Here is a 23,664-nt window from a genome sequence, read left to right on the forward strand (position 1 = left end):
GATCCCCGCCGCGCCGATCCTCTCCGGCGGGGGAGGTCGCTCAGCGGCGCCGTTTGCCCATCGCGCCTCGCCCCGTGGCGCGCGCCGCGCAGAAGGCCGCGTCCAGCCGCCAGGCCGCGCGCGACGCCTCGCCCTCCGTCGCGCCGCGCGCGCCCGCGGCCGCGGCGATCGCCTTCCTGAAGTGCGCGCCTGCCCTGCGGCGCTCGATCGTGACGAGCGCCAGACAGAGCGCGACGAGCAGCACGTCGCGGGCGCTGGGCTCCGGCAGCGTCCACGCGAGCCAGCCGGTGGCGATCGCGAGCATCGCGGTACAGAGCTCCCAGGACGCGGCGCGCTCGGCGCCCTCCGACTCCGCCGTGGCGGCCAGCGCGCGCGTCACGCTGGGTGGCGGCTCGAGCTCCCCTCCGGAGAGCTCCGGCGCCCCTGCGCCGGGATCAACGGTCGCGCCGGCGCTCGCCGCGGGACGCGCCAGGGACGCTGCGACTACATTCGTTGCCGCACCGGGATGGATTGAGCTCATACAAACACCCTCCTCGCCTTGCCGTCCGGCCCTGCACGATCCCCAGGCTCGCACGCCGCGCGCCAACGTGAAAAGAGCGACCCGACGCGCTCTGCGAGGCTCGGAGCACGCATCACGTGCGCGCCTGTTGTGCAGGACACGCAATCGGTGCATCTGTTGTTCAGGACACGCAATCGGCTCGTGCCCGCGAGAATTGCTCGCACCGGGGCGTAGGGGGGCTTGTCGCTCTATATCGCACCTTTGCTGGTCCGGCGCGAGGCGCGGGCTTCCTGGCGGGGAGGAGCGACGCGGCGGCGTCGATCAGGGCAGGGAGATCGGGAGTGCTGTCGCGGCCGCTCGTGCGTCGCCGGCCTTCGGCGCGGCTGGGGGCTCGGGCGTGGAGGGCTGCGCGATCTCGCCGGATTGCAGGAGGCGCGCGCGCACGAGATCGCGGCTGACGCCGAGCCGCGCCGCCGTCAGCCCCAGGTTGCGGTCGCAGCGGCGGTAGGCGGTGCGGATCACGATCTCCTCGACCCGCTCGTGCACGTTCGGGAAGCTGGCGTCGAAGAGGGCGGCGATCGTGCTCTCGAGCGTCGCCATCAGCCCGTCGACGCGGCCCGGCGGCTCGATCGCGGCCGCCTTCGGCCGGAGGCTCGTGAACCGCAGATCCTTCCCTGTCACGCGGCCTGCGCGGCAGACGAGGAGCGCCTGGTGAATGACGTTCTCGAGCTCGCGGATGTTGCCCGGCCACGAGTGCGCGAGCAGCCGGTCCACCGCGGACGACGTGAGCACGCACGGCGTGGGCCCCAGGCGGCGCCCGTACGTGCCAAGGAAATAGCGGGCTAGCGGCAGGATGTCCCCCGGCCGCTCGCGCAGGGCGGGGACAGGGATCGCGGCGCCATTCAGCCTGGAGAACAGGTCCTCACGGAACCCGCCGACGGCGACAACGTCGTTCAGCGGGACGTTCGTGGCCGCGATGATGCGCACGTCGACAGGCACCGGGGTCCGTGAGCCGAGCCGGACGACCTCGCGGTCCTCCAGCGCGCGCAGCAGCTTGACCTGCACGCCGAGCGGGAGATCCCCGATCTCGTCGAGGTAGAGCGTGCCGCCCTCGGCGGCCTCGAGCAGGCCGTGCTTCATGGTGAGCGCCTTCGGGGACGCGCCCTGCTCGTGGCCGAAGAGCTCGCTGTCCGCGAGCGCGGGCGACAGCGCCGCGCAGCTCACGGCGAGGAAGGGCCGGCCGCGGCGCGCGCTGAGCTCGTGCACGTGCCGCGCGATGATCTCCTTGCCGGTGCCGATCTCGCCGGTGATGAGCGCTGCCGCGTCGCCCGCCGCGACCTGCCTCGCGCGGTGGAGCAGCTCCTGCGATCTGGGATCCTCGAAGAGGAGCGCCTTGGCGCGCTCTGTCGGCGCCGCCGTCGATTCGGGGGTGGGGAGCGTGAGCAAGCGCATGGGTATACCGCTCAGGCCGCCACCTCGCGCGCCGGCAGCGGGAGGCCTTCCCGGATCACGCTGTCGATGAAGGGCCTCACGATCTCTTCCAGCTTGCTCCCGAGCTCGTCATCGACGTCGAGCACCCCGTCCTCCCCGAGCCGCAGCGCCTTGTCGAGGAGGAACAGCCCCGCGACGACGTGCCGCGCACCGAGCGACTGGAGCACCGGACGGAGCGCATAATCGATCGCCAGCACGTGCGCGAGCGTCCCGCCCGTCGCGAGGGGGAGAGCTGCCTTCCCCGCGAGCCCGAACTGCGGCAAGAGGTCGAGGAACGCCTTGAGCGCCCCCGTGTACGAGGCCTTGTAAATGGGTGTCGCGATGACGACCCCGGCCGCCTCCGCGACGACCCGCGCCGCGTCCACCAGGGCGGGGGAGTCGAAGCGCCCGTGCAGGAGATCCTCGGCCGGGAGCTCGCGGACGTGGATGGTGGTGACGCGAAACCCCTCGCGCACGAGCCGCGCCGCGATGCGGGCCGCGAGCGCCGAGGTCTTCGAGCGCGCAGAGACACTTCCGGTGATGATGGCAATGCCTGACATGAGCGCAGCATACCAAGGCCCGAGAACGGTGTCTACTATAACGGATGAATTATCCGTCTGAACGGATCGTTCCGCTGGGGGGTCGGCCCCGGGGAGGGGCCGTGTGTGGGCGCGCGTGGGAGGATCGGTATCCGAGCGCAAGAGAAGAAGAGGGCTCCGGTGGGTGGCCGGCGCCCTCTTCATGAGCGAACGCTCGCTCTCACGCTCACGAGCGCTCGCTCGCGGTCAGTTCTCGAACCGCACGTTGTCGAGGTAGTACGGACCGGAGTTGCTGGTCACGTTGAGGTTGAACTGCAGCTTCACGTCGGTGGCCCCTGCGTTCAGCGCGTTCTTGGTGGCCGTCGGCAGCTGGGCGAACTGGATCCTCACGAACTGGCCCCGGGTGAGCGGGGTGAGCGCGACGTTGCCGGCCCACTGGTTGTAGATGCCGGCTGAAGGGATCGAGATCAGCACTTCGATGTTCCCGACCCAGCTCGGGTTCGGCTGGGCGGGAGAGACGAAGAGATCGAGCGTGATCTTGTTGCCCACCGGGGCGAGGTTCGCCGAGCTGAAGTTCGGGCTGACGATCGCGTTGAACGCGGAGGGCGTCTTCACCTCGAGCGACGAGATGCCCTCCACAACCCGGCCCGTGTGGACCGACAGCTGGGCCTGCGCCGACGTCCACGCGCCCGGCTTCTCGAACCCGAGGATCGGGTTGTTGAGGAGGAAGTCCGCCATCACGTTCTTCCGGAACGGGATGAACACGCCCGTGAGGGCCTCCGAGATCTTGAAGCGCTGCCCGCCCGGCTCGTCCGGATCGGCCTCCAGCTGCTCGGAGGTCTGCGTGAACGGCCTCAGCTTCGCCAGCGTCGCGGTCGTGCCGAGATCGAGCCCGACGGTCGGGGAGCCCGTGGCGTCGCCGATCGGCTCATGGCACCCGCTGCACGACAGGGAGAACGCGCGACCCACGACCTGATCCGGGGTGAGCGCGCTGCCCATCGCGGTGAGCTTGTTCTGGATGCTTGTCCTGAGGGCCGAGGGCCCGGCGCCGAACGTCGCGAAGTAGTTGTTCTGGAGGCCGATCATCTGGCTCTCTCCGGCGTTCATCGTCGTCGGATAGCTCGGCTCGAAGGCGAAGCGGTTGATGTCGTCCGCCGCGGCGAGCCGCTCCACGAGGCCCGGGAACGACGTGCTCCTGAAGGCGACGGCGCGCGCGTCGGTCGAGGCGGGATCGAAGAGCGGCGCGGCCGGGGTGTCCTTCACGAACGACGGCGTGACGACCAGCGTACCGCTGCTCCCCGAGCCGCTGTGAAGGAGCCTGAACTCCCGGAGGTTCCACGTCGTGAAGGGCTCGGGCGCAGTGTTGTCGACCGCGGGGGCGAAGAGGAACTCGTTGGTCCGGATCTGGCCGCCGTACGGCCCCGCGTTCTGACCGTAATGATTGATGTGGAAGACGGGCTCGAACCCCCCGGGCAGGCCATCGAAATAGAAGGAGAGCAGCTCGTCCCTCCGTTCCGCCAGGCTCTTCGCCGGATCCGACAGGTGGTACCAGAAGTCGACGACCGGGCGGCACCCTTCTCTGCCAAGGCTCGGGGTCGGGTTGGGCAGCCGGCCCTCGAAGATGATGAAGTTGCGCATCTGGAACGCCCCCTCCGGGATGCCGGAGCGCCTGGCGAAGACGACGCGGTACTCGCCGCAGTTGGCGCCGTCCGGCGGGGCGAGGTCGAAGCGGTTCGACAGGGTCGTGGCGACGTAGGCGTTCGGGGCTTCCTCATCGGCGAAAGGATCCCTGTCGGCCTCCAGGCCCACGACGCGGGGGCAGTCGATCGGCCACCCGTTGATGGACCCGGCCGAGCCGGGGATCAGCACGTCGTCGCAGTGCGGGCCGAGGCCGATCCCGTCTGCGGCCTTCCGGTTCGTGTCCATGAACTGCCGGAAGAGCTGGAGGGGCGTCAGGCTGACGCCCGCCTGATCGATGAGCTGCTGGAGCACGTCCTTCAGCTTGAACGCGCCGACGATCTCGGTGTTCGTGACGACGAGCGAACTCCGCTCCTTGATGGGGAAAGTCAGCGAGAGCGCCTGGCCGGCCTCCGCGATCTCGCCCTCGGCGAGATCGGCAGGAGCGCCGTCCGTGGGCCCGAGATCCGCGCAAGAAATCGGCAGAATCGCGAGCGCGGCCAGCGCGGCGCGCCGCGCCCCCTGCCACGCGCCGGGGGAGGCAGAATCAGAATGAGAGCGCACCGGACTGCTCGAACTCGACAGCTTCGACGACATGAAACCTCCTGAAATGACCACGAAGAACGGCGGAGCCGCGCGAGAGCGCGAACGCGCGCTCGCGGATGGAACGAGCGGCCCGAGGAGGACGACCGCCGGCGAGCGCGCGCGTCGTCCGCAAGGAGACGACGCTCGGCGCGCGCCGCATGGGCGGCGTGCCTCGCCGCGGCCAGCGCTGCCACGGCAGCCTGGCCTCATCGAGCCGCTGAATCCACCGTTCTCCGACGAAACGCCAGGGCGCCGGCGCCTCTCGGCGCGGCCGCCCGTGAACGTGGGGCGTATGTTAATACTGTTTAGGTACCGGGCAAGCGATATGAACGCTCGTGTTTGTACTCGCGTTAATTTTTCGCGGTCCGTGTCTGCGTCGGTTTCATGTCGATTTCTTGTGGTCCGTGCGAGCGTCGATGTCGTCGCCGCTGGCACTGGCGAGGCGATCCGGCTCGGTTGCTCGAACGTCGTGTGAAGTTCGCGGGTGCAGCCGTCGTCGTGGAAGCAATCACCGAGCCGCGGCGACGATGCGGCGCAGCGGCTCGGCGAAGGAGCTCGATGGATACCGCGCGAAGAACGCCGCCGCGCGCGCCCGCGCCTCGTCGGCGCGCCCGAGGCGCACCAGCGCGCGGATAGCGATGAACTCCCGCTCTTCCGCCAGCCGCCCCTTCGGGAACTCGGCCTGGTGCCTCTCCAGCGCGGCGAGGGCGGCCTCCGGATCCTGCGCGAGCGCCGCTCTGGACGCGTCGACCAGGTTGGACTCCCGGACCAGGTCGTCGCCGTCCGCCGAGGCGGTCGCCTCCGGCGCCGGCGCGGCCGGCCGGGGGCTCCGCGGCGCCTCGCGGCGGAGGGCGGACGGGGGCGGGCGCGGCGCCTCGGCCACCGGTGCTTCGGCAGCCGGCGGCCCGGCCGCCGGCGATCCGGCCGGCTCGCGGCCGCCCGCGCGTGAGAGGAGCCGCTCCAGCGGCAGATCGGTGAGCACCGGAGGGGGCGCGATCGGCGCGGCGGCGTTCGGGACCTCGCCGAGGGCAGCGTGGAGCCCTGCTCCGCCGGCCCCGATGCCCACCGCGAGGAAGATCCCCTTGATCCACGCCGGCACCGTGGCGCCGGCGGCCGCGCCCGCGGCCGTCTCGAGCGGCGCCACCCGGGCCGCGGTGCGCGCGAGCTCGGCGGACGTCATCGGGCGGATGGGCGCGGCGGCGCGGAGCAGCTCGCGCGCGCCCGGCGGAGCGCCTCCTCCTTCCTGGTTCCATCGCTTCGGATCGCTCATCTGGCCCCCCTGCGCGCGCGCTCGACCTCGGACTTCTTCAGGAGCGCCGCGAACTCCTTCCGCGCCGCGTGGAGCCGCGAGTAGACGGTCCCGATCGGGACGCCGACCAGGCGCGCGATCTCGTCGCACGGCATCTCCTCGATCTCGAACATGACGAACACGGCCCGTCGATCGAGATCCATGGCCGCGAGGATGCCCTCGAGCTGCAGCCGCGCCTCGCGGCGGGAGGTGATCTCTTCCGGGCCGCGCGCGGGGTCCGGCACGTCGTCCACCACCTCGCCGAGCCGCTCGCGGCGCGTGTGGGCGCGGCGGCGGTGCGACGCGGCGACGCGGCGGCAGATGGCGAAGAGCCAGGTGGTGATGGGGCAGGCCCAGTCGAAGGACGGGAGCCGCTGCTGGACGACGACGAAGACGTCCTGGAAGGCATCCTCCAGGTCAGGGTGCTGGATGCCGAACCGCTGGAGGGTCGCCCAGACGAAGTTGCCGTGCTCGGCGTGCAGGGCGACGAGGCTCCGTGGCGGCTGCTTGGCGTCGCGCAGGACGTCGGCTCGTAAGCACTGCTCCACGGGAGACTGAATGCCGGCAGCCCGTGGATCCTTCATCAAAACGTGAGGCCGACCCCCCCGAACGCCGCGGCGGCGAGCGCGGCCTGCTCCAGGCCCGTCGGCCGCCCGCCCTCGAGCTGGAAATCGTACCGCGTCACGGGGACGAAGAGGTCGATGCCGGTCTCGAGCCGCAGCGGCCCGAGGACGCGGACGCCGAGCCGCGTGCCGGCGCCGAGGCTGAGCCACGCGCGCGAGCCGACGTCGGTCGGCAGGATCGTCGGGAGGACGCCGTCGTCCCCGTAGATGACGGCGTAGATGGCGCCCGCCACCGCCCGGCCGCAGAGCCCGAGGGCGACCGAGCGGCTCCGGACCATCTCCAAGCACGCGCCGAGCCAGCCCGCAGTGAGCCCGAAGGCGAACGTCCGCTGGGCCGCGTGCTGCTCCGGGAGCCACAGCACGCCCGTCTCGAGCGTCCACCGCGGCAGGATCGACCATTCGCCCGACAAGGCGACGCCGAACCCCGGCGAGGGGACGATGCCCATGGAAGCGAGCCCGCGCCAGGTGACCGAGAGCCCGGGGGGCGGCGGGCCTTCGGCCGGGGGCGGCGTGGTCTTGGCCTCCGCCGGCCAGGGGAACGGCGGCTCCGGCGCCCGCTCCGCGGCCGGAGGGCGCGCAGGAGGGGCCGGAGGGCGCGGCGCCTCGGCGGCCTGCGGGGAGCGCGGCGCCTCGGCGGTCGGGGGGGAGAGGCCGGCCTCTGGATCGATCGCGAGCAGGATGTGCACCGCCGCTGCGGCCACGATGCCGTCGCAGCTTTGGGTGGGGTCGGAGAGCTCGCGGACCGTCGGCGGGGAGCCGTCGCACAGCTCGGTCCGGATCGTGGCCGACCAGGCCCCGGGGTGCCCCTGCACCACGGCCTCGATCGAGGCGGCCTTGCCCGTCGTGACGAGCTCCCGCCCGAGCCGCCGCGAGATCTCGGCGCGGAACCGGGACGCCGACGGGCACCGCCCCTCCGCGCCCGCGAGGCGCACCCACGACACGTCCGCGGCCGCGCGATCGCACTCCGCCCGCGCGCTGGCCGGCGTGAGCGCTGCGCAGGCGCCGAGCGCCGAGACGAGCGCACGCACGGCCGGCGCGCTCACCCTCCGCTCCCTTCCTCTCGCCCGATCGATCCCTCTGCGGGGAAGGACGTGGGCTCGTAACGGGGGCGCGCCATGACGACGAGGATGTTTCGATCGATGGCCAAACGGATCGGCGATGCTGTACACCCGGACGATTCGCGAGTCACCGGAATTTCTGGCAGGTGGCGGTGATGGCCGTCGGTGAGCGAGACGGAGATCCGGTATTCATCCATTCGCGAGCCCGCAGCCCATGCACTCCCGCCCGACCACCATCGGCGTCCTCACGCCCTTCCTCGACGGCTTTTATTTCACCTCGGTCCTCAGGGGGATCCATCAGGAGGCGCAGCAGCGCGGCCATCGTGTCTTGGTGGTGCGCGGCACGCCGGCGTACGTCCAGGCGCCCTCGCTCGCCCGGGACCAGGTGGACGGGTGGATCGTCGTGCTCGCCACGGATGGCATCGAGCTCCTCGCGCAGGCGCGTGTCCCGCTCGTCACGGTCAGCTCCTGCGCCCCCGAGGCGGGCTGTCCGACCGTCATGCCGGACAACCGCGAGGGCGTCCGGAGCGCGGTGCGCCACCTGATCGAGCATGGACACCGGCGCATCGCGTTCGTCGGCTGCATCGATCAGGACGACATCCGCGCGCGCTTCGACGGCTACATGGAGATGCTCATCGAGAGCGGGATCCCCTTCGATCCCGGCCTCGTCTTCGACGCCGACAACAACTGGCACTCCGGCGGCCAGCGCGCCGCAGAGGCCCTCATCGCGCGCAGGGGAGATCTCACGGCCGCGGTCGTCGCCACGGACAAGAACGCGCTCGGGATGATGTCGGCCCTCCAGGCCGCCGGATACCGCATCCCCGACGATCTGGCGATCATCGGCTTCGACGACATCACCGATGCGCAGTGGTCGGCCCCTCCGCTGACGACCGTGCGCCAGCGCTTCGACGCCATCGGAGCGCTCGCGTACGAGCTCGTGCTGGCGCAGGTCGCAGGCCAGGTCGTCCCGTCCGGGCCCGTGCTCGCGCCGACCACGTTCGTCAGGCGGCGGACGTGCGGGTGCGACCCGCTCCATGGCGTGCTCCACGGGAAGCGCGCGGCGCCGGACGACGACCTCGAGCGGCAGATGGTCGAGCTGCTCCTCCGCCTGCCGCTCCCACCCGAGACGCCCCCGACGGCCGTTTGGCCCGGCGTCGCCGCCGTGATCGCGGGATATACCGCGGCGCTCGAGGGCGCCGCGCCACCGCCCGCGGCCGAGATCGACGAGGCCTGTCAGCAGGCCGTCCGCCTCACGCCTGACGTGGAGAGCCTCATGGGGGTCGTCCGCCTCCTCGGCCGGTCCGGAAAGCGACGTCGCGCGCGCCTGGACAGGGAAGCAGCGGAGTCCGCGGAGGAGCGAGCCGAGGAGTTCCAGGAGCGGCTGCGCCTCTCGCTCATGCTGGCTCGCGTCGAGACCGAGCGGCAGTTCGTCGACGAGCTCGGGGCGCTCACGCGGTCCGATCACGAGGTGAGCCTCGCGCTGCTCGGCGGCACCCAGGAAGAGTCGCGCTCGCTCTCCTGGCTCGACTCGACCGCCGCCGTCTGGGGCTGTCTCGCGCTCTGGGAAGACCCGACCACCCGCGCGCGCCTCGTCATCGCAGGCGCCTACAGCCGCGATGGCAGCCCGACTCCCCCGCTCGGCGCCCTCTGCGCGCGGGAGGAGTTCCCGCTCGCAGAGCACTTGCCGCCCTCGACCGCCGGCGGCCCGTTCATGGTGACGCTCCTGCCGATCCGCACGCTCCACCACGACTGGGGGGTCCTCGCGATCGTCGGCCCGAGCTCGATCGAGGTCGCCGGCGACGAGGGCACCATCTCCATCTGGGGGGCGCTCCTCGGCGCTGCCCTCGAGCGGGACGCGCTCGTGCAGTCGCTCTCCGAGCAGCACGCGAGCCTCCAGGAGGCCTATCAGCGCGAGCGCACCCTCTCGGCCGCGGTGCGCGAGCTCGGCTGCCCGCTCATCCCGCTCATGCCCGGCGTGCTGCTCGTCCCGCTCGTCGGCGAGCTCGATGGAGATCGCGCCCGGCAGATGCTCGAGCGGGTGGTCGATGGGGTGAGCCGACACGGGGCGCGCTGCGTGCTGCTCGACATCACGGGCGTCCCGAGCATCGACGCCCAGGTGGCCCACGCGCTCGGGCAGACGCAGCGCGCGGCCTCGCTGCTCGGCGCCCGCGTCCGCCTCGTCGGCGTGCGCCCCGAGCTCGCGATGCGCCTCGTCGCCATCGATATCCAGCTGGGCGATCTGTCCAGCCACCAGTCGCTGGCGTCGGCGCTCGAGGACCTCGCGTCGACCGAGGTCCCCTCGCTCCGCACGAGACGGAATGACGTGGCTGAAGCGCCGCTGCGGTCGTCGCGCAACGCGATCTCGGATAGGAGGCGTCGCGGAGGATCGGAGTGACGCTGCGCGCGCCGCGCTGAGCGCGCGCGCAGCGCTGTGGCCCCCACCCTCGGCGCGCCGCCGGCGCGGTCTCGTCTGGCGCTGAGCACGTCTCGAACGTGCATGTCGTCTCCCACGGTGCTTGTCGAGCACGCAACATTGTGCGGGACATTGCGAGGCGTCGCGAGGTATCGCGAGAGCTCGCGAGATGCTGAACGACGTGCCGTGTCTCCCCCGGCCCGACGCGCGCTGGACAGGAGATCCGCCGCCGGGCGATACTCGATCCATGCGCGTCGGCGACGTCGTCGGGGAGCGGTTCGAGCTGCTCGCGCTCGCCGGCTCCGGCGGTATGGGGGAGGTCTATCGGGCGCTCGATCGGGTGACAGGCGCCACCGTCGCTCTCAAGGTGGTGCTCGGGGCGGGCGCGCACGAGGCGCGGTTCGACCGGGAGGCAAGGTTCCTGTCGGAGCTCTCGCACCCTGGGATCGTGCGGCACGTGGCCCACGGGAAAACCTCCTCGGGGAGGTCCTATCTCGCCATGGAATGGCTCGAAGGAGAGGACCTCTCGCGGCGCCTCCTGCGCGGCCGCCTCACCGTCGAAGAGACGCTGACGCTCGGCGTGAAGGCCGCCGAGGCGCTGGCGGAGGCGCACGCCCGCGAGATCGTCCACCGCGATCTCAAGCCGAGCAACCTGTTCCTCGTGGACGGGCAGATTGAGCAGGTGAAGATCCTGGACTTCGGGATCGCGCGGCGGCTCGACGCGACGCCGATGACGCTGACCGGGGTCGCCCTCGGGACGCCAGCCTACATGGCCCCGGAGCAGGCGCGCGTCGGGTACAGCGCACTCACGCCGCGCGCCGACGTGTTCGCCCTCGGCTGCGTGCTCTTCGAGTGCCTCGTGGGCGCCCCCGTGTTCGTCGGCGAGAACATCCCCGCGATCCTCGCGAAGATCCTGTTCGGCGAGGTCCCCTCGATCCGCTCGCTCCGCCCCGAGGTCCCCGCCCAGCTCGACGCGGTCGTCCACCTGATGCTCGCGAAGGACCCGGAGGAGCGCATCGGCGACGGCGCGACCGCCGCCGTGATCCTGAGCACGCTGCGCGCCGCCGGGGCCTCGGCGCGCGGGGCCGCGATCGAGCGCCCCGAGGCGCTCACCGCGAGCGAGCGGCGGCTGCTCTCCGTGCTGCTCGTGGGGCGGGAGGCCACGCCGGCGACGGCCGACACTGCGCCGCTCGATCAGACGCTCGAGGTGACCGTGGGGGCGCAGCTGCGGAAGGTCGTGGCGGCGCATGGAGGGCACATGGAAGCGCTCGCCGACGGCTCCGCCGTGGTCGCCATCGTCGCGGGCAGGGACGCGACCGACCAGGCGTCGCAGGCGGCGCGCTGCGCGCTGGCGCTCCGGAAGGTGGCCCCGACCCGGCCGATGGCGCTCTCGACGGGCCGGGCGCAGCTGGCGAGGCAGCTGCCGATGGGGGAGGCGATCGACAGGGCCGCGCGGCTGCTCGACGCGTGCGAGGCGAGGCGGGCCCACGAGCGGCAGCCCGACCCGCGCGGGCCGCCCATCGCGATCGACGACGTGACCGCGCGGCTGCTCGGCGCGCGGTTCGAGGTGTCCGGCGAAGGCGAGCGGAGGGAGCTGCACGGCGAGCGCGACGCCGCGGGGAGCGCCGGGACGCTGCTCGGCAAGGCGAGCGCGTTCGTCGGGCGGGAGCGCGAGCTGCTCACGCTGACGACGCTCTTCACCGAGTGCGCCGAGGCGCCGATCGCCCGCGCCGTCCTCGTGACGGCGCCCGCCGGCATCGGCAAATCCAGGATCGCCCACGAGTTCACGCGCGCGCTCCGCGCGCACGACGAGCACGTCGAGATCTGGACCGCGTGCGGCGATCCGCTGCGCGTGGGCTCCGCGTTCGGCCTGCTCGGGCAGGCGATCCGGTGCGCGTGCCGCATCCAGGACGGCGAGGCCGCCGCGGTCCGCAAGCAGAAGCTCGCGGCGCGCGTGGCGCGGCACGTCCCCGGCCCCGACCGCGAGCGCGTGGCGGTGTTCCTCGGGGAGATCGCCGGCGTCGAGCTCGAGGGCGAGGAGAGCGCGCTGCTCTCTGCGGCCCGCGCGGACACGGAGACCATGGGGCGGCAGATGCGCCGCGCCTGGGAGGACTTCCTCGCCGCCGAGACGTCGGCGCACCCCGTCGTGCTCGTGCTCGAGGACCTGCACTGGGGCGATCTGCCGACCGTGCGCTTCGTCGACGCGGCGCTCGGCTCGCTCGGCGAGCGGCCGTTCCTGGTGCTCGGGCTCGCGCGCCCCGAGGTCCACGAGATGTTCCCGGCGCTCTGGGGCGGGCGCGCGCTCAACGTGATCCACCTGACCCGGCTGCCGCGGAAGGCCTGCGAGCGCCTCGTCCGCCACGCGCTCGGCGACGGCGTGGACGCGGAGACCGTGGCGCGCCTCGTGGCCCACGCGGACGGCCACGCTTTCTACCTCGAGGAGCTGATCCGCGCCGTGGCCGAGGGGATGGGCGACGCGCTGCCGGAGACGGTGCTGGCGATGGTCCAGGCGCGGCTCGCGGCGCTGGACGGCGAGGCGCGCAAGGTGCTGCGCGCGGCGAGCGTTTTCGGCGACGTCTTCTGGCGCGCCGGCATCGGCGCGCTCCTCGGGAGCGCGGCGCCGCGGGTCTCGCCGCACGACGTGCTCGCGGAGCTGGTCGACGGGGAGGTGATCGTCCGCCGCGAGGAGAGCCGGTTTCCAGGGGACGAGGAGTTCATGTTCCGGCACGCGCTCCTGCGGGAAGGGGCCTACGAGATGCTCACGGAGACGGATCGCGTCCTCGGGCACCGGCTCGCGGCCGCCTTCCTGGAGGAGCGAGGCGCGAGCGATCCCGCGATGCTCGCCGAGCACCTCGAGCGCGGGCTGGACCTCGCGCGCGCCGGGAGCTTCTACCTGCGCGCCGCGGAGCAGGCGCTGCGGGGGAGCGATCCGGACGCGGCGATCGCGCGCGCCCGGCGGGGGCTCGAGTGCGGCGCGCCGGACGCCGTGCACCTCAGCTTGCTCGGCGTGCTCTCGGAGGTCCACGCGTGGCGCAGCGAGTGGGACCACGCCTTCCTGTACCTCGACGAGGCGCAGCGCCTCCTGACGCCCGGGAGCATGCCCTGGGTGAGGACGGTGCCCGCCAAGATCACCGCGGACATCCACCTCGGCAGGCTCGACGAGCTCATGGCGACGGTGCGCACGCTGCAGGCGGTCGAGCTCGCCCCGGAGGGGATCGGCTCGGCGGCGTTCGCGCTCGCCGCCGGGAGCTACTACGCGGCGCAGCTCGGCGAGTTCAGGCTCGCCGACGCGCTGACCAGGCGGGTGCGCGAGGTGACCGAGCCGGTCGCGGAGCGGGACCCCGTCGCGCGCGGGTGGCTGCAGATCGCGCTCGCGTTCCACGAGGCGTGGAGGGACGGAGACCTGTGGACGGGCCTGTGCATGGCCGAGGCGGCGCGCGCGAGCTTCGTGCAGGCGGGGTACTGGCGCGGCTCGATCGTCGGGCAGGTGGCGATCGGGATGATCGCCCGGCTGCTCGGCGATCTCCGGCGGGCGGAGCGCGAGCTCGGCGAGACGATGCCCGCGGGGGAAGAGCTGGGGCCGGTCTCGTGGCTCCGGACGTTCCTGTGCATCGAGGTGCTGATCGACCTCGGCGCGCTCGACCGAGCGCGCGCCGAGACGGCGAGGATGCTGGGGGTCGGGATCGAGCGGCGCACCCCGCTGCAGCAAGGGTTCGCGCGCTGGGCGCTCGCGAGCCTGCTCCGCCGCGAGGGGGACCTCGAGGCCGCGGAGCGCGAAGCGCTGGCCGCGATCGAGCTCCTCGCGTCGTTCCCGCTCGAGCAGGTGGGGGCGAAGGCGCTCCTTTCCTCGATCCAGCTCGCCGCGGGCCGCGCCGCGGACGCGCTCTCCACGGCGCGGGAGGCCGCGTCGGCCCACGAGCGCTGGAGCGCGCCGGGGTACAAGAGCACGCTGGCGGATCTGGTCCATGCAGAGGCGCTGCACGCGGCGGGCGACCGCGAGCGCGCGTCCGCGGTCATCGCCGGCGCGCGCGAGCGGCTGCTCGTGCGGGCAGAGGCGCTGCCCGCGGCGCACCGCCCGAGCTTCCTCGACATCCCCGAGAACGCGCGCGTGCTCGATCTCTCCCGGCAGTGGCTGCGCGCCGCGAGCTGACGCTCGATCTCTCCCGGCAGTGGCTGCGCGCCGCGAGCTGATTCCGCACCGGCGCTCGGCCGCAGCCGGCGCGCCCTGGCGCGTGTCCACGTTGGCGCGTGGTAAGGTGACCCGTGCCTTCCATGAACTCGGTGCGTGCCCCGCGGCTCCCCGTCGCGGGATTGCGGCGATGGCTTCGCCGGGCGCTGGCCGGCGCGTGCTGCGCCGGGGCGATGGGCTGCGCGGAGGGCGCGCCCCCCTCGACGGCGCCGCTGGCGCGGGTCGCTCCCGCTGCGCGGGTCGCTGCGCCGGCGCCCGCCGTGAGCGCCGCGCCCGCCGGCACGCCGCCGGCGTCGCCGCCGACGGAGGGTGAGCGCCCTGGCGACGCGCCGGCGCGTGAGCGCTGGGTCGGTACGATGACGCTGACGAAGGGCTCGCAGCCCCTCATCGCCGGGAGGATCCTGTCGCGCGAGGACGCCGAGCGCTGGCTCGGTCCGGACTGGCGCGAGCTGACCGGGCAGCGCGTCCGCGTGGTGGCGGTGCTGCGGGACCACGTCTGCGAGCCGCACGCTCAATGCATGATCGGGGGGATCATCCCGCTGCTCGAGCAGGTCGCGTCCGTCGAGCTGTGCAGCGACGCGGGCTCCTCCGGCGGCGCGGCGGTCGTCGATTGCGCGCCGTCGCCCGCGCAGAAGGAGCGTTGCCAGGACGAGTGCCGCACGTTGAGCGACGACTGCGATCACAGCGCCGACGGCGACCGCGGAAGGCTGCGCCGCTGCGGGTGCGCCAAGGTCACGTGCGACCACGGCTGCGAGGAGACCGGCGAGCCCGCCTTCAGTTGCAGGTGACCGCTCCCTGCCGGGAAGGGCAGGGGGCCAAGGGGACAAAACAACGAAGGCCGCCTGGCACCCGCCAGGCGGCCTCCGCGAGCGAGCCTCCGCTGCGCTGGATCAGGCGCTTTCGCGCGCGAGGACAGGAGCCGGCGCCGGCCTGGCGACCGGGGGCTCGCTCTCGACCGCATGAGCGCCACCCTCGCCGAGCGAATAGGCCTCCTCGCCGTGGAGGACGCCGTCGAGGCCCTCGTCTTCCGTCTCCTCGTCGACCCGGAAGCCCATCACCGCGCTGATCCCCTTCACGAGCACGAAGGTGACCACCCCAGCGTAAGCCGCCGCGACCGCGGCCGCGATCGCCTGCTCGGTGAGCAGCGCCGAGTTGCCCTTGATGAGGCCATCCTGGCCGGCCGAATTCCACACCTTGGAGGCGAACACGCCGGTGAGCAGCGCGCCGAGCAGCCCGCCCACGCCGTGGATGCCGAACGCGTCCAGGCTGTCGTCATAACCCAGCTTGCCCTTCAGCATCACGGCGCCATAGCACACAGCGCCCGCGGCGAGCCCGATCGCGACGGACGCCATCGGCCCGACGAAGCCAGCCGCCGGGGTGATGGCGACGAGGCCCGCGACGAGCCCCGACGCCACGCCGAGGAGCGACGGCTTGCCGAAGCGCACGGCCTCGATGAGGGCCCACGCGAGCGCGGCGATCGCCGCGGCGATGTGCGTGTTCACGAACGCCACGGAGGCGAGCCCGTTCGCCGCGAGCGAGGAGCCGCCGTTGAAGCCGAACCAGCCGAACCACAGGAGGCCGGCGCCGAGCAGCGTCATGGTGAGGTTGTGCGGCACGATCTTGCGCGTCGGGTACCCCTTGCGCTTGCCGATCACGATCGCGATCACGAGCGCGCTCGCGCCCGAGGCGAGGTGAACGACGGTGCCGCCGGCGAAGTCGAGCGCGCCGCGCGCGAGGAGCCACCCGCCCGGGTTCCAGACCCAGTGGCAGATCGGGCTGTAGACGAGGAGCGACCAGAGCAGCGTGAACACCACATACGACGAGAACTTGATGCGCTCCGCATAGGCGCCCGAGATCAGCGCCGGCGTGATGATGGCAAACATCATCTGGAACGCCATGAACAGGAGGTGAGGCACCGTCGTCCCGACGCGCGGCTCGGTGCCAACGCCGTTCAGGAACGCGTAGTCGAAGCCGCCAATGAACCCGCCCTTGGATTCGGCGAACGCCATCGAGTACCCGAGCGTTACCCACGCCAGGGTCACGATCCCCATGGCGAAAAAGCTGTGCATGAATGTGCTGAGCGTGTTCTTCGTTCGGACCATGCCCCCGTAAAACAGGGCCAGCGCTGGCGTCATCAGCAGAACCATTGCCGACGAGACCAGGAGCCAGGTGGTGTCCGAGGCGTTGATTTCGTTCACTGGTGGCCTCCTCGACCGCGACAGTAAGAGAAGGCAGTTTTCCAGAATGTTTCGTCGGGATATACTTCGCGACTGCACGAAACATACCCCGACGACGCAGCGAGTCAGCGCGTGGGCGCCTCCGCCGTCAGCGCGCTGGCCGACTCGCTCTTACAGCGGATCGACGGATTTTTGGTGAGACTATATCGCCGGTGGGCCCGAGAGGGCGTGAGACGGCGGGAGATGACGCGTTATCCGCGCCCGCTGGCCTCGACGCTCTCGCGCACCCGATCGAGCGCGGCCCGCACCTCGGGATCCCGATCGAGCGCAGACGGCGGCGCCGGCAGCCGGAGCGACCAGTTCTGCGGCCCCACGGTCCCCGGGACGTTGATCCGATCGCGCGTGGCGAGGACGTCCTGGAGGAGCAGCAGCACGAGCTCGCTCTTCGAGCCGAGGATCAGGTCGAGCAGCGCGCGGTGGGTCTCCTTCGTGAACTGCGGGCCGAGCTCTTGCCGGCGCGGCGCGAGCTGCGGCAGCTCGAGGACCCCGGCGCGCTCCCGGTCGTCCCGCGACTCCCACCACACCACCACCGAGTCGGTGTCGTGCGTCCCGAAGCAGGCCACCGAGAGCGCCGGATACTCCGCCGGATTGCGGAACACGACGTCGTCTTTCTCCCAGATCAGCACCTTGTAGCCGGGCACCCCGAGCTCCGAGAGCGACTCCCGGACCCACCCCGGCACCGCGCCGAGATCCTCCGCCACGAGCTGCGCCCCGGTCTCCGCCGCCCCCGCCAGCATCGCCCGCACGACCCGATCGCCGTGCTCGCGCTGCTCCGGCTCCTCCGCGGGATCGAAGGTCGCCCTGGGCCGCTCGCCCTCCGGGGCCGTCTGCCCTTGCTCCGGGAAGATGTACGTCCGGTAGAAGCCGACCAGGTGATCGATGCGGAACCGGTCGTAGAGCAGCCCGGTGTAGCGGCAGCGCCGCCGGAGCCACGCGAAGTCGTTCTCGCGCATCCGGGCCCAGAAGTACGGCGGGAGCCCCCACCGCTGCCCCTCCGTGTCGAACTGGTCGGGCGGCGCGCCGACCGTCATGTCGTGCCGGAACTCGCCCTGGTGCGCCCACACGTCGGCGCTGTCGCGCGCCACCATGAACGGGAGATCCCCCATGATCTCGACGCCCTTGCCGCGGAGATCCGCGCGCGCCGCCTCCCACTGCGCGTGCGCGAGCCACTGGACGTACTCGTAATAGAGGATGTCCCGCGCGCGCTCGCGCCGCAGCGCCTCGAGCGCCTCCGGCCTGCGCTCGCGGATCGCCTCGGGCCAGTCCCACCACGCGACGCCTTCGAAGGCGTCCTTGAACGCGCGGAACTGCGCGTAGTCGGGCAGCCAGTCCGACTGCCGCTTCACGAACTCGGCCAGCTCGGCCGCGCGCGGCGTCTGCTTCGCGTGGTGCTCGCGCTCGAACACGTCGAAGGCGAAGCGCAGCGCCCGCCGCTTCACGCGGCGGACGAGATCGTAGTCGACGCGCGCGCTGCTCCGCGCCCGATCGAGCGCCCCGAGGTCGTCGCCGAGCGCCTCGCCGAGCCGCTCCTCGGGAAGCTCGGGGACGGCGGACAGCGAGATGAACATCGGATCGATCCCGAACGCGGAGAGCGCCATGTACGGCGACGTCTCGCCCCCCGACACCTCGCCGAGCGGCAAGAGCTGCACGAGGCGCAGGCCCGCGGTGCGCATCCACGCGGCGAACTCGGGGAGATCGCCGATTTCACCGATGCCCCACGAGCGATCGCTGCGCAGGGAGAAGAGCGGCACCGTCACGCCGGCGGTGCGGCGGCGCGCGCCGGAAGCGGGACCGGAAGGGGACGGCGTGCTCTGGGACTGATTTTCAGCAGAGGGGGAAGACATGGGCGTTTTTCGCTTGGCTCCAGGCGTTCAGGGGCGGAGTCTATCGCGGGTCGCGCCGCCCTGGATGCTCCTTCTGCGACCGTGCGGTAGCGCCGTCGCGCCGCCGCCGCGGCCGCTGCCGAGCTCGCACAGGGGGCCGCGACATCGCGCACGGCGCGAGGGCGGGCCCCCCGAGCGGCCAGGCACCGGGCGATCCCCGGGGGCGGCGGCCGAAAAATCGGGCCGCGCGCGCTTGTGTCTCGACAGCGGCGCCGATCTCGCGAATAGGGCGGCTTCACAGGTTTTTCAGATGACCAGACGCATATGGCCCGGCACGCCCACCCCACTCGGCGCCGTCTTTGACGGCGAGGGCGTCAACTTCACGCTGTTCTCCCAGTCCGCCACCAAGGTCGAGCTCTGCCTCTTCGAGGCCGTCGACGATGTCGTGGAGCGCGAGCGCATCGAGCTCCCCGAGCGGACGGCCCACGTCTTCCATGGCTACGTGCCGGGGCTCAAGCCCGGCCAGCTCTACGGCTACCGCGTGCACGGGCCTTACGACCCGCGCTCCGGGCAGCGCTTCAACCCGGCGAAGCTCCTCGTCGATCCGTACGCGTACGCGCTCGCCAGCGAGCCGAACTGGAAGGCGCCGCTCTTCGCCTACGACCGCGGGGGGCACCCCGAGCGCGGCGAGGGCGGCGCCGGCCGGCCCAAGGAGGCAGGCCGGGACGGCGCGGCGGCCGAGAAGGGCGAGGGCGGGCGCAAGACGGCGAGCGATCGCCGCGCCGCCGAGGCGCGCGGGAAGGACTCCACGCCGCCGCCCCCGCCGGCCCCGCTCGACGACCTGGAGATCTGCCACCGCGACAGCGCCTGGGGCGCGCCGAAGTCCGTCGTCGTCGACCACCGCTTCGCGTGGGACGGCGACCGGCCGCCGGCGACGCGCTGGCAGGACACGATCCTCTACGAGGTCCACGTCAAGGGCTTCACCCAGCGGCACCCGGGCATCCCGGCGAACCTGCGCGGCACCTACGCCGGGCTCGCCTCCGAGGCGGCGATCGCCCACTTCAAGAAGCTCGGCGTGACGGCGCTCGAGCTGCTCCCCGTGCACGAGATGGCGAGCGAGCGCGAGATCTGGGAGCGCGGGCTCGTCAACTACTGGGGTTACAACACGCTCGCGTACCTCGCGCCCGCGGGCCGCTACTCGTCGAGCGGGCGGCTCGGCCAGCAGGTGACCGAGTTCAAGGCGATGGTGAAGGCGCTCCACGCCGCCGGCATCGAGGTGATCCTCGACGTCGTGTACAACCACACCGCGGAGGGGAATCACCTCGGCCCGACGCTCTCGCTGAAGGGGATCGACAACTGGACCTACTACCGGCTCGTGCCGCACAACCCGCGCTACTACATGGACTTCACGGGCTGCGGGAACACGGTGAACACGCGTCATTACCAGACGCTCCAGCTGGTGATGGACAGCCTGCGGTACTGGGTGACCGAGATGCACGTCGACGGCTTCCGCTTCGATCTCGCGTCGGCGCTCGCCCGCGGTCACCATGACTTCGATCGCCTGAGCTCGTTCTTCGACATCATCCACCAGGATCCGGTCCTCTCGCGCACGAAGCTCATCGCGGAGCCGTGGGACGTGGGCGAGGGCGGCTATCAGGTCGCCAACTTCCCGGTCCTCTGGACGGAGTGGAACGACCGTTACCGCGACTCGGTGCGCCGCTTCTGGAAGGGGGATCTGCTGGCGGCCGACCTCGGGTATCGGCTCACCGGGTCGAGCGATCTGTATGCGTCGAGCGGGCGCCGCCCTTACGCGAGCATCAATTTCGTGACGGCGCACGACGGCTTCACGCTGAACGATCTCGTCTCGTACAACGAGAAGCACAACGAGGCGAACGGCGAGGGCAACCGGGACGGCACGAACAACAACCACAGCTACAACCACGGCGTCGAGGGCCCCTCCAGCGACCCCGCTGTCGTCGAGCTGCGCGAGCGCCAGAAGCGCAATCTCCTCGCGACGCTCCTCCTCTCGCAGGGGGTGCCGATGATCAACGCCGGCGACGAGATCGGAAAGACGCAGCTCGGCAACAACAACGCCTACTGCCAGGACAACGAGCTCTCCTGGCACGACTGGGACCTCGATGAGCGGCGGAAGCAGCTCTTCGAGTTCACCTGCCGCCTCATCGCCCTGCGCCGGAGCCAGCCTGTGCTGCGCCGGCGGATGTTCTTCTCGGGCGGTTACGTGCACGGGAGCGGTCTCAAGGACATCGTGTGGTTCCGCCCCGACGGCGCCGAGATGACGCCTGAGGACTGGACCCACCCGAACGCGCGGGCGATCGGCTACCTGCTCGGGGGCGACGCCCTCTCGGCGCTCGGGACGCGCGGCGAGCCGATCTCCGGCGATACGCTGCTCGTGCTCATCAACGCGAACCACTCGCCGCTGGAGTTCGTGCTGCCCGCGATCGAGTTCGGCGAGCGGTGGGAGGTGCTCATCGACACCCGCACCGCCGGGGAGCCGGCGCGCACGGTGCCCGCGAGGGCAGGGGGAGAGCGCTACCTGCTCGTCGACCGGTCCGTGGCGGTGCTGCGGCTCCTGGAGCGCAAGGAGAAGAAGAAGGTCAAGCGGGTGAAGGCGCAGCGGGCATAGTCGTCCCGACGCTGTGCGGCTGGCTGAGCTCGGACGAGCAGGCGTACAAGCTCGCGAGGCTTACCCTGGACCTCTTTGCGTACCCTCGGCGCCAACCATCAACAAGTACAGCAGCGCTGCGCCTCGCGACGCTGCCGCGTGGGCCAACAGGCGCACGTGCGCGAGGAGGGCGGGGTCTTCGCCGTTCAAAGGCATCCGCATTCGCGATACGCTGAGGGCATGTCGTCGCCCCTCTCCTCAGGTCGTTGTCCCATGGACGCATCGACCGGTCCGGGAAACGGTGGCGGCACGAAGATCACCGGCGTGCTGCAGCCGCCCTCCCTCGGTCGACCGCCCGATTCCTCGGCGAGAGACGTCGCGCGCGACGCCACGACGCTGGGCGGGCAGCCTGCGCCGCTCGGTCCTCCTGCTCCGGGCGGCGCAGGGCGGGACGAGGCGCGCGCCGCGCTCCTTCCGGGCCGCGTCGTGGCGGGGCGGTACCGGCTCGTGCATCCGCTCGGCCAGGGCGCGATGGGCGAGGTGTGGTGCGCGCACGACAGCGTCCGGCGCTTCGATGTCGCGCTCAAGTTCCTGGTGCTCCCGCGCCAGAACCTGGCCATCGACGCGATGGAGCGCTTCCGCTTCGAGGCGCAGGTCGCGGCCCAGCTCGGGCGGAAGACCGACTTCATCGTCACCGTGCACGACGCCGGTGAGGACGCCGAGGCAGGCCCGTACCTCGTCATGGAGTACGTGCGCGGCCGGTCCCTCCGGCAGCTGATCCACGAGCGCGGGCCGGTGCCCGCGGCCGAGCTGGCCGCGCTCCTCCGTCAGATCGGAGAGGCGCTCTCGGTGGCGCACGGCCTCGGGATCGTGCACCGCGACATCAAGCCGTCGAACATCCTGCTCCGCGAGGGGCGCGACGGGCGCCTGCGGGCCAAGGTCGCCGACTTCGGGATCGCCAAGTGGATCCGCCAGGATCTGGCGGCCGATTTCCCGCGCCAGACCGCGGAGGGCGTTGTGCTGGGCACGCCGGGCTACCTCAGCCCGGAGCACACGTGCGACGGGCACGCGGACCCGCAGCTCGACATGTGGGCCCTGGCGGTGGTCGCGCACGTGGCGCTCACCGGCCAGCAGCCGTTCGCCGGCCGCACCATCGCCGATGTGCTCGCCTCCATCCTCGAGGGCGCGCGCCCCCCGCTGTCGACGCTGTGCCCCGGCGCGCCCCCGGAGCTGGAGACGTGGTTCGCGCGCGCCTTCGCGCTCGATCCGGCGGAGCGATTCCCCTCGATCTCGCCGATGATCTCCGCCTTCGTTGCCGCGGTCGGCGCTTCGGAGGCGGCGACCGCGCCCGCGCCCGCCGCGCCGGCGCGGCGGACCCGGCTGCACCTCGCCGCAGCTGGCGTCGTCGTGGCGCTCGGGCTGGGGCTCTCGCTCACCACCGCGATGCCCTCGCAGCGCCTGGAAGCCGCTGCCGGGCTGCGGGCGATGAGCGGCGAGATGCTCGCCGCCAGCCGCGGCGCTCTCGTGGCGCAGGCGCCCGCGGCGCCCCGGGCGGGCACGACCTCGACGGTTCCCGCGGCCGTGCCCGCGACAGCGTCGCCCGTGCCCGCGTCTCCGGAGCCTGCACCGCTTCCAGCCGCGGCGCGCCCCGTCTCGATGTCTCCGGCGTCCACGTCGCGGTCAGCCGCGGCGCGCCCCGTCTCGGCACCTCCTGTGCCCGCGCCGCGGCCGACCGCGGCGCGCCCCGGACGCGCGTCCGGCGCGCCGGTGAGCACCGTCAAGGCGCCCTCACGAAAGCGGACGACCGACGCAGGCACGGGGAAGAGCGCGATCTTCTGAGCGTCGACAGCGAAGGGCGCCTCGGCGCCACCTGGTGAATCCCCGCGGGGGCCTCGGCCGCGCCGTGATCGTCGGGCCGGCCCGTCATCCAGCGGGCGTGCTGCCAGAGGTCGAGCGCGGCCGAGCGAAGAGGCGGAAGAACGTTCGAGCGATGCGCCTGTCGCCCTGGAGCTCGACCGGCGCGTCCGCGAGCTTCTGATCCCCGAAGACGACCGCCCGCAACGTGGCGGGGTCGGTCGCGATCACGGCGTCCGGCGTGCGCGGAGCGCCTCGCGCGATGGTGATGGTCGCGCGATCGACCTCGATCGAGAACCGCTCTTCGCCGAGCCGTAGCTCGTAGGTCGCGCGAAGATCGGCGGCCTCGCCCGCGATGAACGTCGCCTCGAGCGCGATCATCAGCGCATCGACGCTCAGGGCGCCCGCGGGCCGGACGGGCGATCGCGCGCCCCAGCGGCCGAGCTGCACGAGCAGCGGATGGAGCTCGCGGCCCCAGTCCGTGAGCTCGTAGGTCGGCGCGCCGACCTTGTGCCGCCGCACGACGCCGCCGCCCTCGAGCTCGCGGAGCCGCTGCGACAGCACGTTGGGGCTCGCGCCGGCCAGGCCGTCGCGGAGGTCCGTGAACCGCTTCGGACCGAGCAGGAGCTCACGCACGATGAGGAGCGCCCACCGCTCGCCGACGAGATCGAGCGCTCGCGCGATGCCGCAGGGATCCCCGTAGCTTCTCAGACCGGTCATGACGGCCACATCCTACAGCACTTGCGCAGCACTTGCGAAAGAGGACCAAATGGTCCTAGAATAGGA

The 23,664-nt window shown here is 72.2% G+C and carries 15 protein-coding genes; 5 read left to right on the forward strand and 10 right to left on the reverse strand.

Translation table 11 applies throughout. The annotated features are described in order from the left end of the window. Positions 1 to 40: 40 nt before the first annotated feature. From WMF19_RS14025 to WMF19_RS14055, 7 genes are all read right to left on the reverse strand, one after another. On the reverse strand, positions 41 to 520 hold the full coding sequence (locus tag WMF19_RS14025) for a hypothetical protein (protein WP_437899576.1): 480 nt from the start codon (positions 518 to 520) through the stop codon (positions 41 to 43). A 300-nt stretch (positions 521 to 820) separates the two neighbouring features. Continuing rightward, positions 821 to 1,951 carry a sigma 54-interacting transcriptional regulator gene (locus tag WMF19_RS14030; RefSeq protein WP_437899577.1) on the reverse strand — a complete coding sequence of 377 codons (1,131 nt, stop codon included), beginning with the start codon at positions 1,949 to 1,951 and terminating at the stop codon, positions 821 to 823. A gap of 11 nt (positions 1,952 to 1,962) precedes the next feature. Then, complete coding sequence (gene ssuE / locus WMF19_RS14035) at positions 1,963 to 2,529, reverse strand: NADPH-dependent FMN reductase (protein WP_437899578.1); 567 nt, start codon at positions 2,527 to 2,529, stop codon at positions 1,963 to 1,965. Between the two features lie 225 nt (positions 2,530 to 2,754). Next, positions 2,755 to 4,782, reverse strand: coding sequence for a hypothetical protein (locus WMF19_RS14040; protein ID WP_437899580.1), 2,028 nt, complete (start codon positions 4,780 to 4,782; stop codon positions 2,755 to 2,757). A 496-nt stretch (positions 4,783 to 5,278) separates the two neighbouring features. After that, the gene (locus tag WMF19_RS14045; protein WP_437899582.1) at positions 5,279 to 6,040 is read right to left on the reverse strand and encodes a hypothetical protein; all 762 of its coding nucleotides are present in this window, start codon (positions 6,038 to 6,040) and stop codon (positions 5,279 to 5,281) included. Further along, positions 6,037 to 6,606 carry an RNA polymerase sigma factor gene (locus WMF19_RS14050; RefSeq protein ID WP_437899584.1) on the reverse strand — a complete coding sequence of 190 codons (570 nt, stop codon included), beginning with the start codon at positions 6,604 to 6,606 and terminating at the stop codon, positions 6,037 to 6,039. The genes WMF19_RS14045 and WMF19_RS14050 overlap by 4 nt, the downstream gene beginning before the upstream one ends. A gap of 35 nt (positions 6,607 to 6,641) precedes the next feature. After that, on the reverse strand, positions 6,642 to 7,724 hold the full coding sequence (locus WMF19_RS14055; protein ID WP_437899585.1) for a hypothetical protein: 1,083 nt from the start codon (positions 7,722 to 7,724) through the stop codon (positions 6,642 to 6,644). 229 nt (positions 7,725 to 7,953) lie between these two features. On the opposite strand from WMF19_RS14055, the gene WMF19_RS14060 reads away from it, so the two are divergent. From WMF19_RS14060 to WMF19_RS14070, 3 genes are all read left to right on the forward strand, one after another. Continuing rightward, a complete protein-coding gene (locus tag WMF19_RS14060; protein ID WP_437899586.1) occupies positions 7,954 to 10,134 on the forward strand; it encodes a substrate-binding domain-containing protein in 2,181 nt (726 codons plus the stop codon). Positions 10,135 to 10,399: 265 nt separating this feature from the next. After that, positions 10,400 to 14,302, forward strand: a complete 3,903-nt coding sequence (locus tag WMF19_RS14065) for a protein kinase domain-containing protein (RefSeq protein ID WP_437899587.1) — start codon at positions 10,400 to 10,402, stop codon at positions 14,300 to 14,302. A gap of 122 nt (positions 14,303 to 14,424) precedes the next feature. Continuing rightward, positions 14,425 to 15,129 carry a hypothetical protein gene (locus tag WMF19_RS14070; RefSeq protein WP_437899589.1) on the forward strand — a complete coding sequence of 235 codons (705 nt, stop codon included), beginning with the start codon at positions 14,425 to 14,427 and terminating at the stop codon, positions 15,127 to 15,129. Positions 15,130 to 15,231: 102 nt separating this feature from the next. On the opposite strand, the gene WMF19_RS14075 is transcribed toward WMF19_RS14070, so the two are convergent. Beyond that, positions 15,232 to 16,539, reverse strand: coding sequence for an ammonium transporter (locus WMF19_RS14075; RefSeq protein WP_437901628.1), 1,308 nt, complete (start codon positions 16,537 to 16,539; stop codon positions 15,232 to 15,234). 230 nt (positions 16,540 to 16,769) lie between these two features. Next, a complete protein-coding gene (locus WMF19_RS14080) occupies positions 16,770 to 18,422 on the reverse strand; it encodes a 4-alpha-glucanotransferase (RefSeq protein ID WP_437899590.1) in 1,653 nt (550 codons plus the stop codon). A 289-nt stretch (positions 18,423 to 18,711) separates the two neighbouring features. On the opposite strand from WMF19_RS14080, the gene glgX reads away from it, so the two are divergent. Together glgX and WMF19_RS14090 are read left to right on the forward strand one after the other, a co-directional pair. After that, complete coding sequence (glgX, locus tag WMF19_RS14085) at positions 18,712 to 21,045, forward strand: glycogen debranching protein GlgX (protein WP_437899591.1); 2,334 nt, start codon at positions 18,712 to 18,714, stop codon at positions 21,043 to 21,045. A 252-nt stretch (positions 21,046 to 21,297) separates the two neighbouring features. After that, on the forward strand, positions 21,298 to 22,863 hold the full coding sequence (locus tag WMF19_RS14090; protein WP_437899592.1) for a protein kinase domain-containing protein: 1,566 nt from the start codon (positions 21,298 to 21,300) through the stop codon (positions 22,861 to 22,863). Positions 22,864 to 22,947: 84 nt separating this feature from the next. Here WMF19_RS14090 and WMF19_RS14095 read toward each other — a convergent pair whose 3' ends face one another. Then, positions 22,948 to 23,598, reverse strand: a complete 651-nt coding sequence (locus WMF19_RS14095) for a winged helix-turn-helix transcriptional regulator (protein WP_437899593.1) — start codon at positions 23,596 to 23,598, stop codon at positions 22,948 to 22,950. Positions 23,599 to 23,664 lie beyond the last annotated feature (66 nt).

The sequence above is a fragment of the Sorangium sp. So ce124 genome (assembly GCF_051525235.1).
Lineage (GTDB): Bacteria > Myxococcota_A > Polyangia > Polyangiales > Polyangiaceae > Sorangium > Sorangium atrum.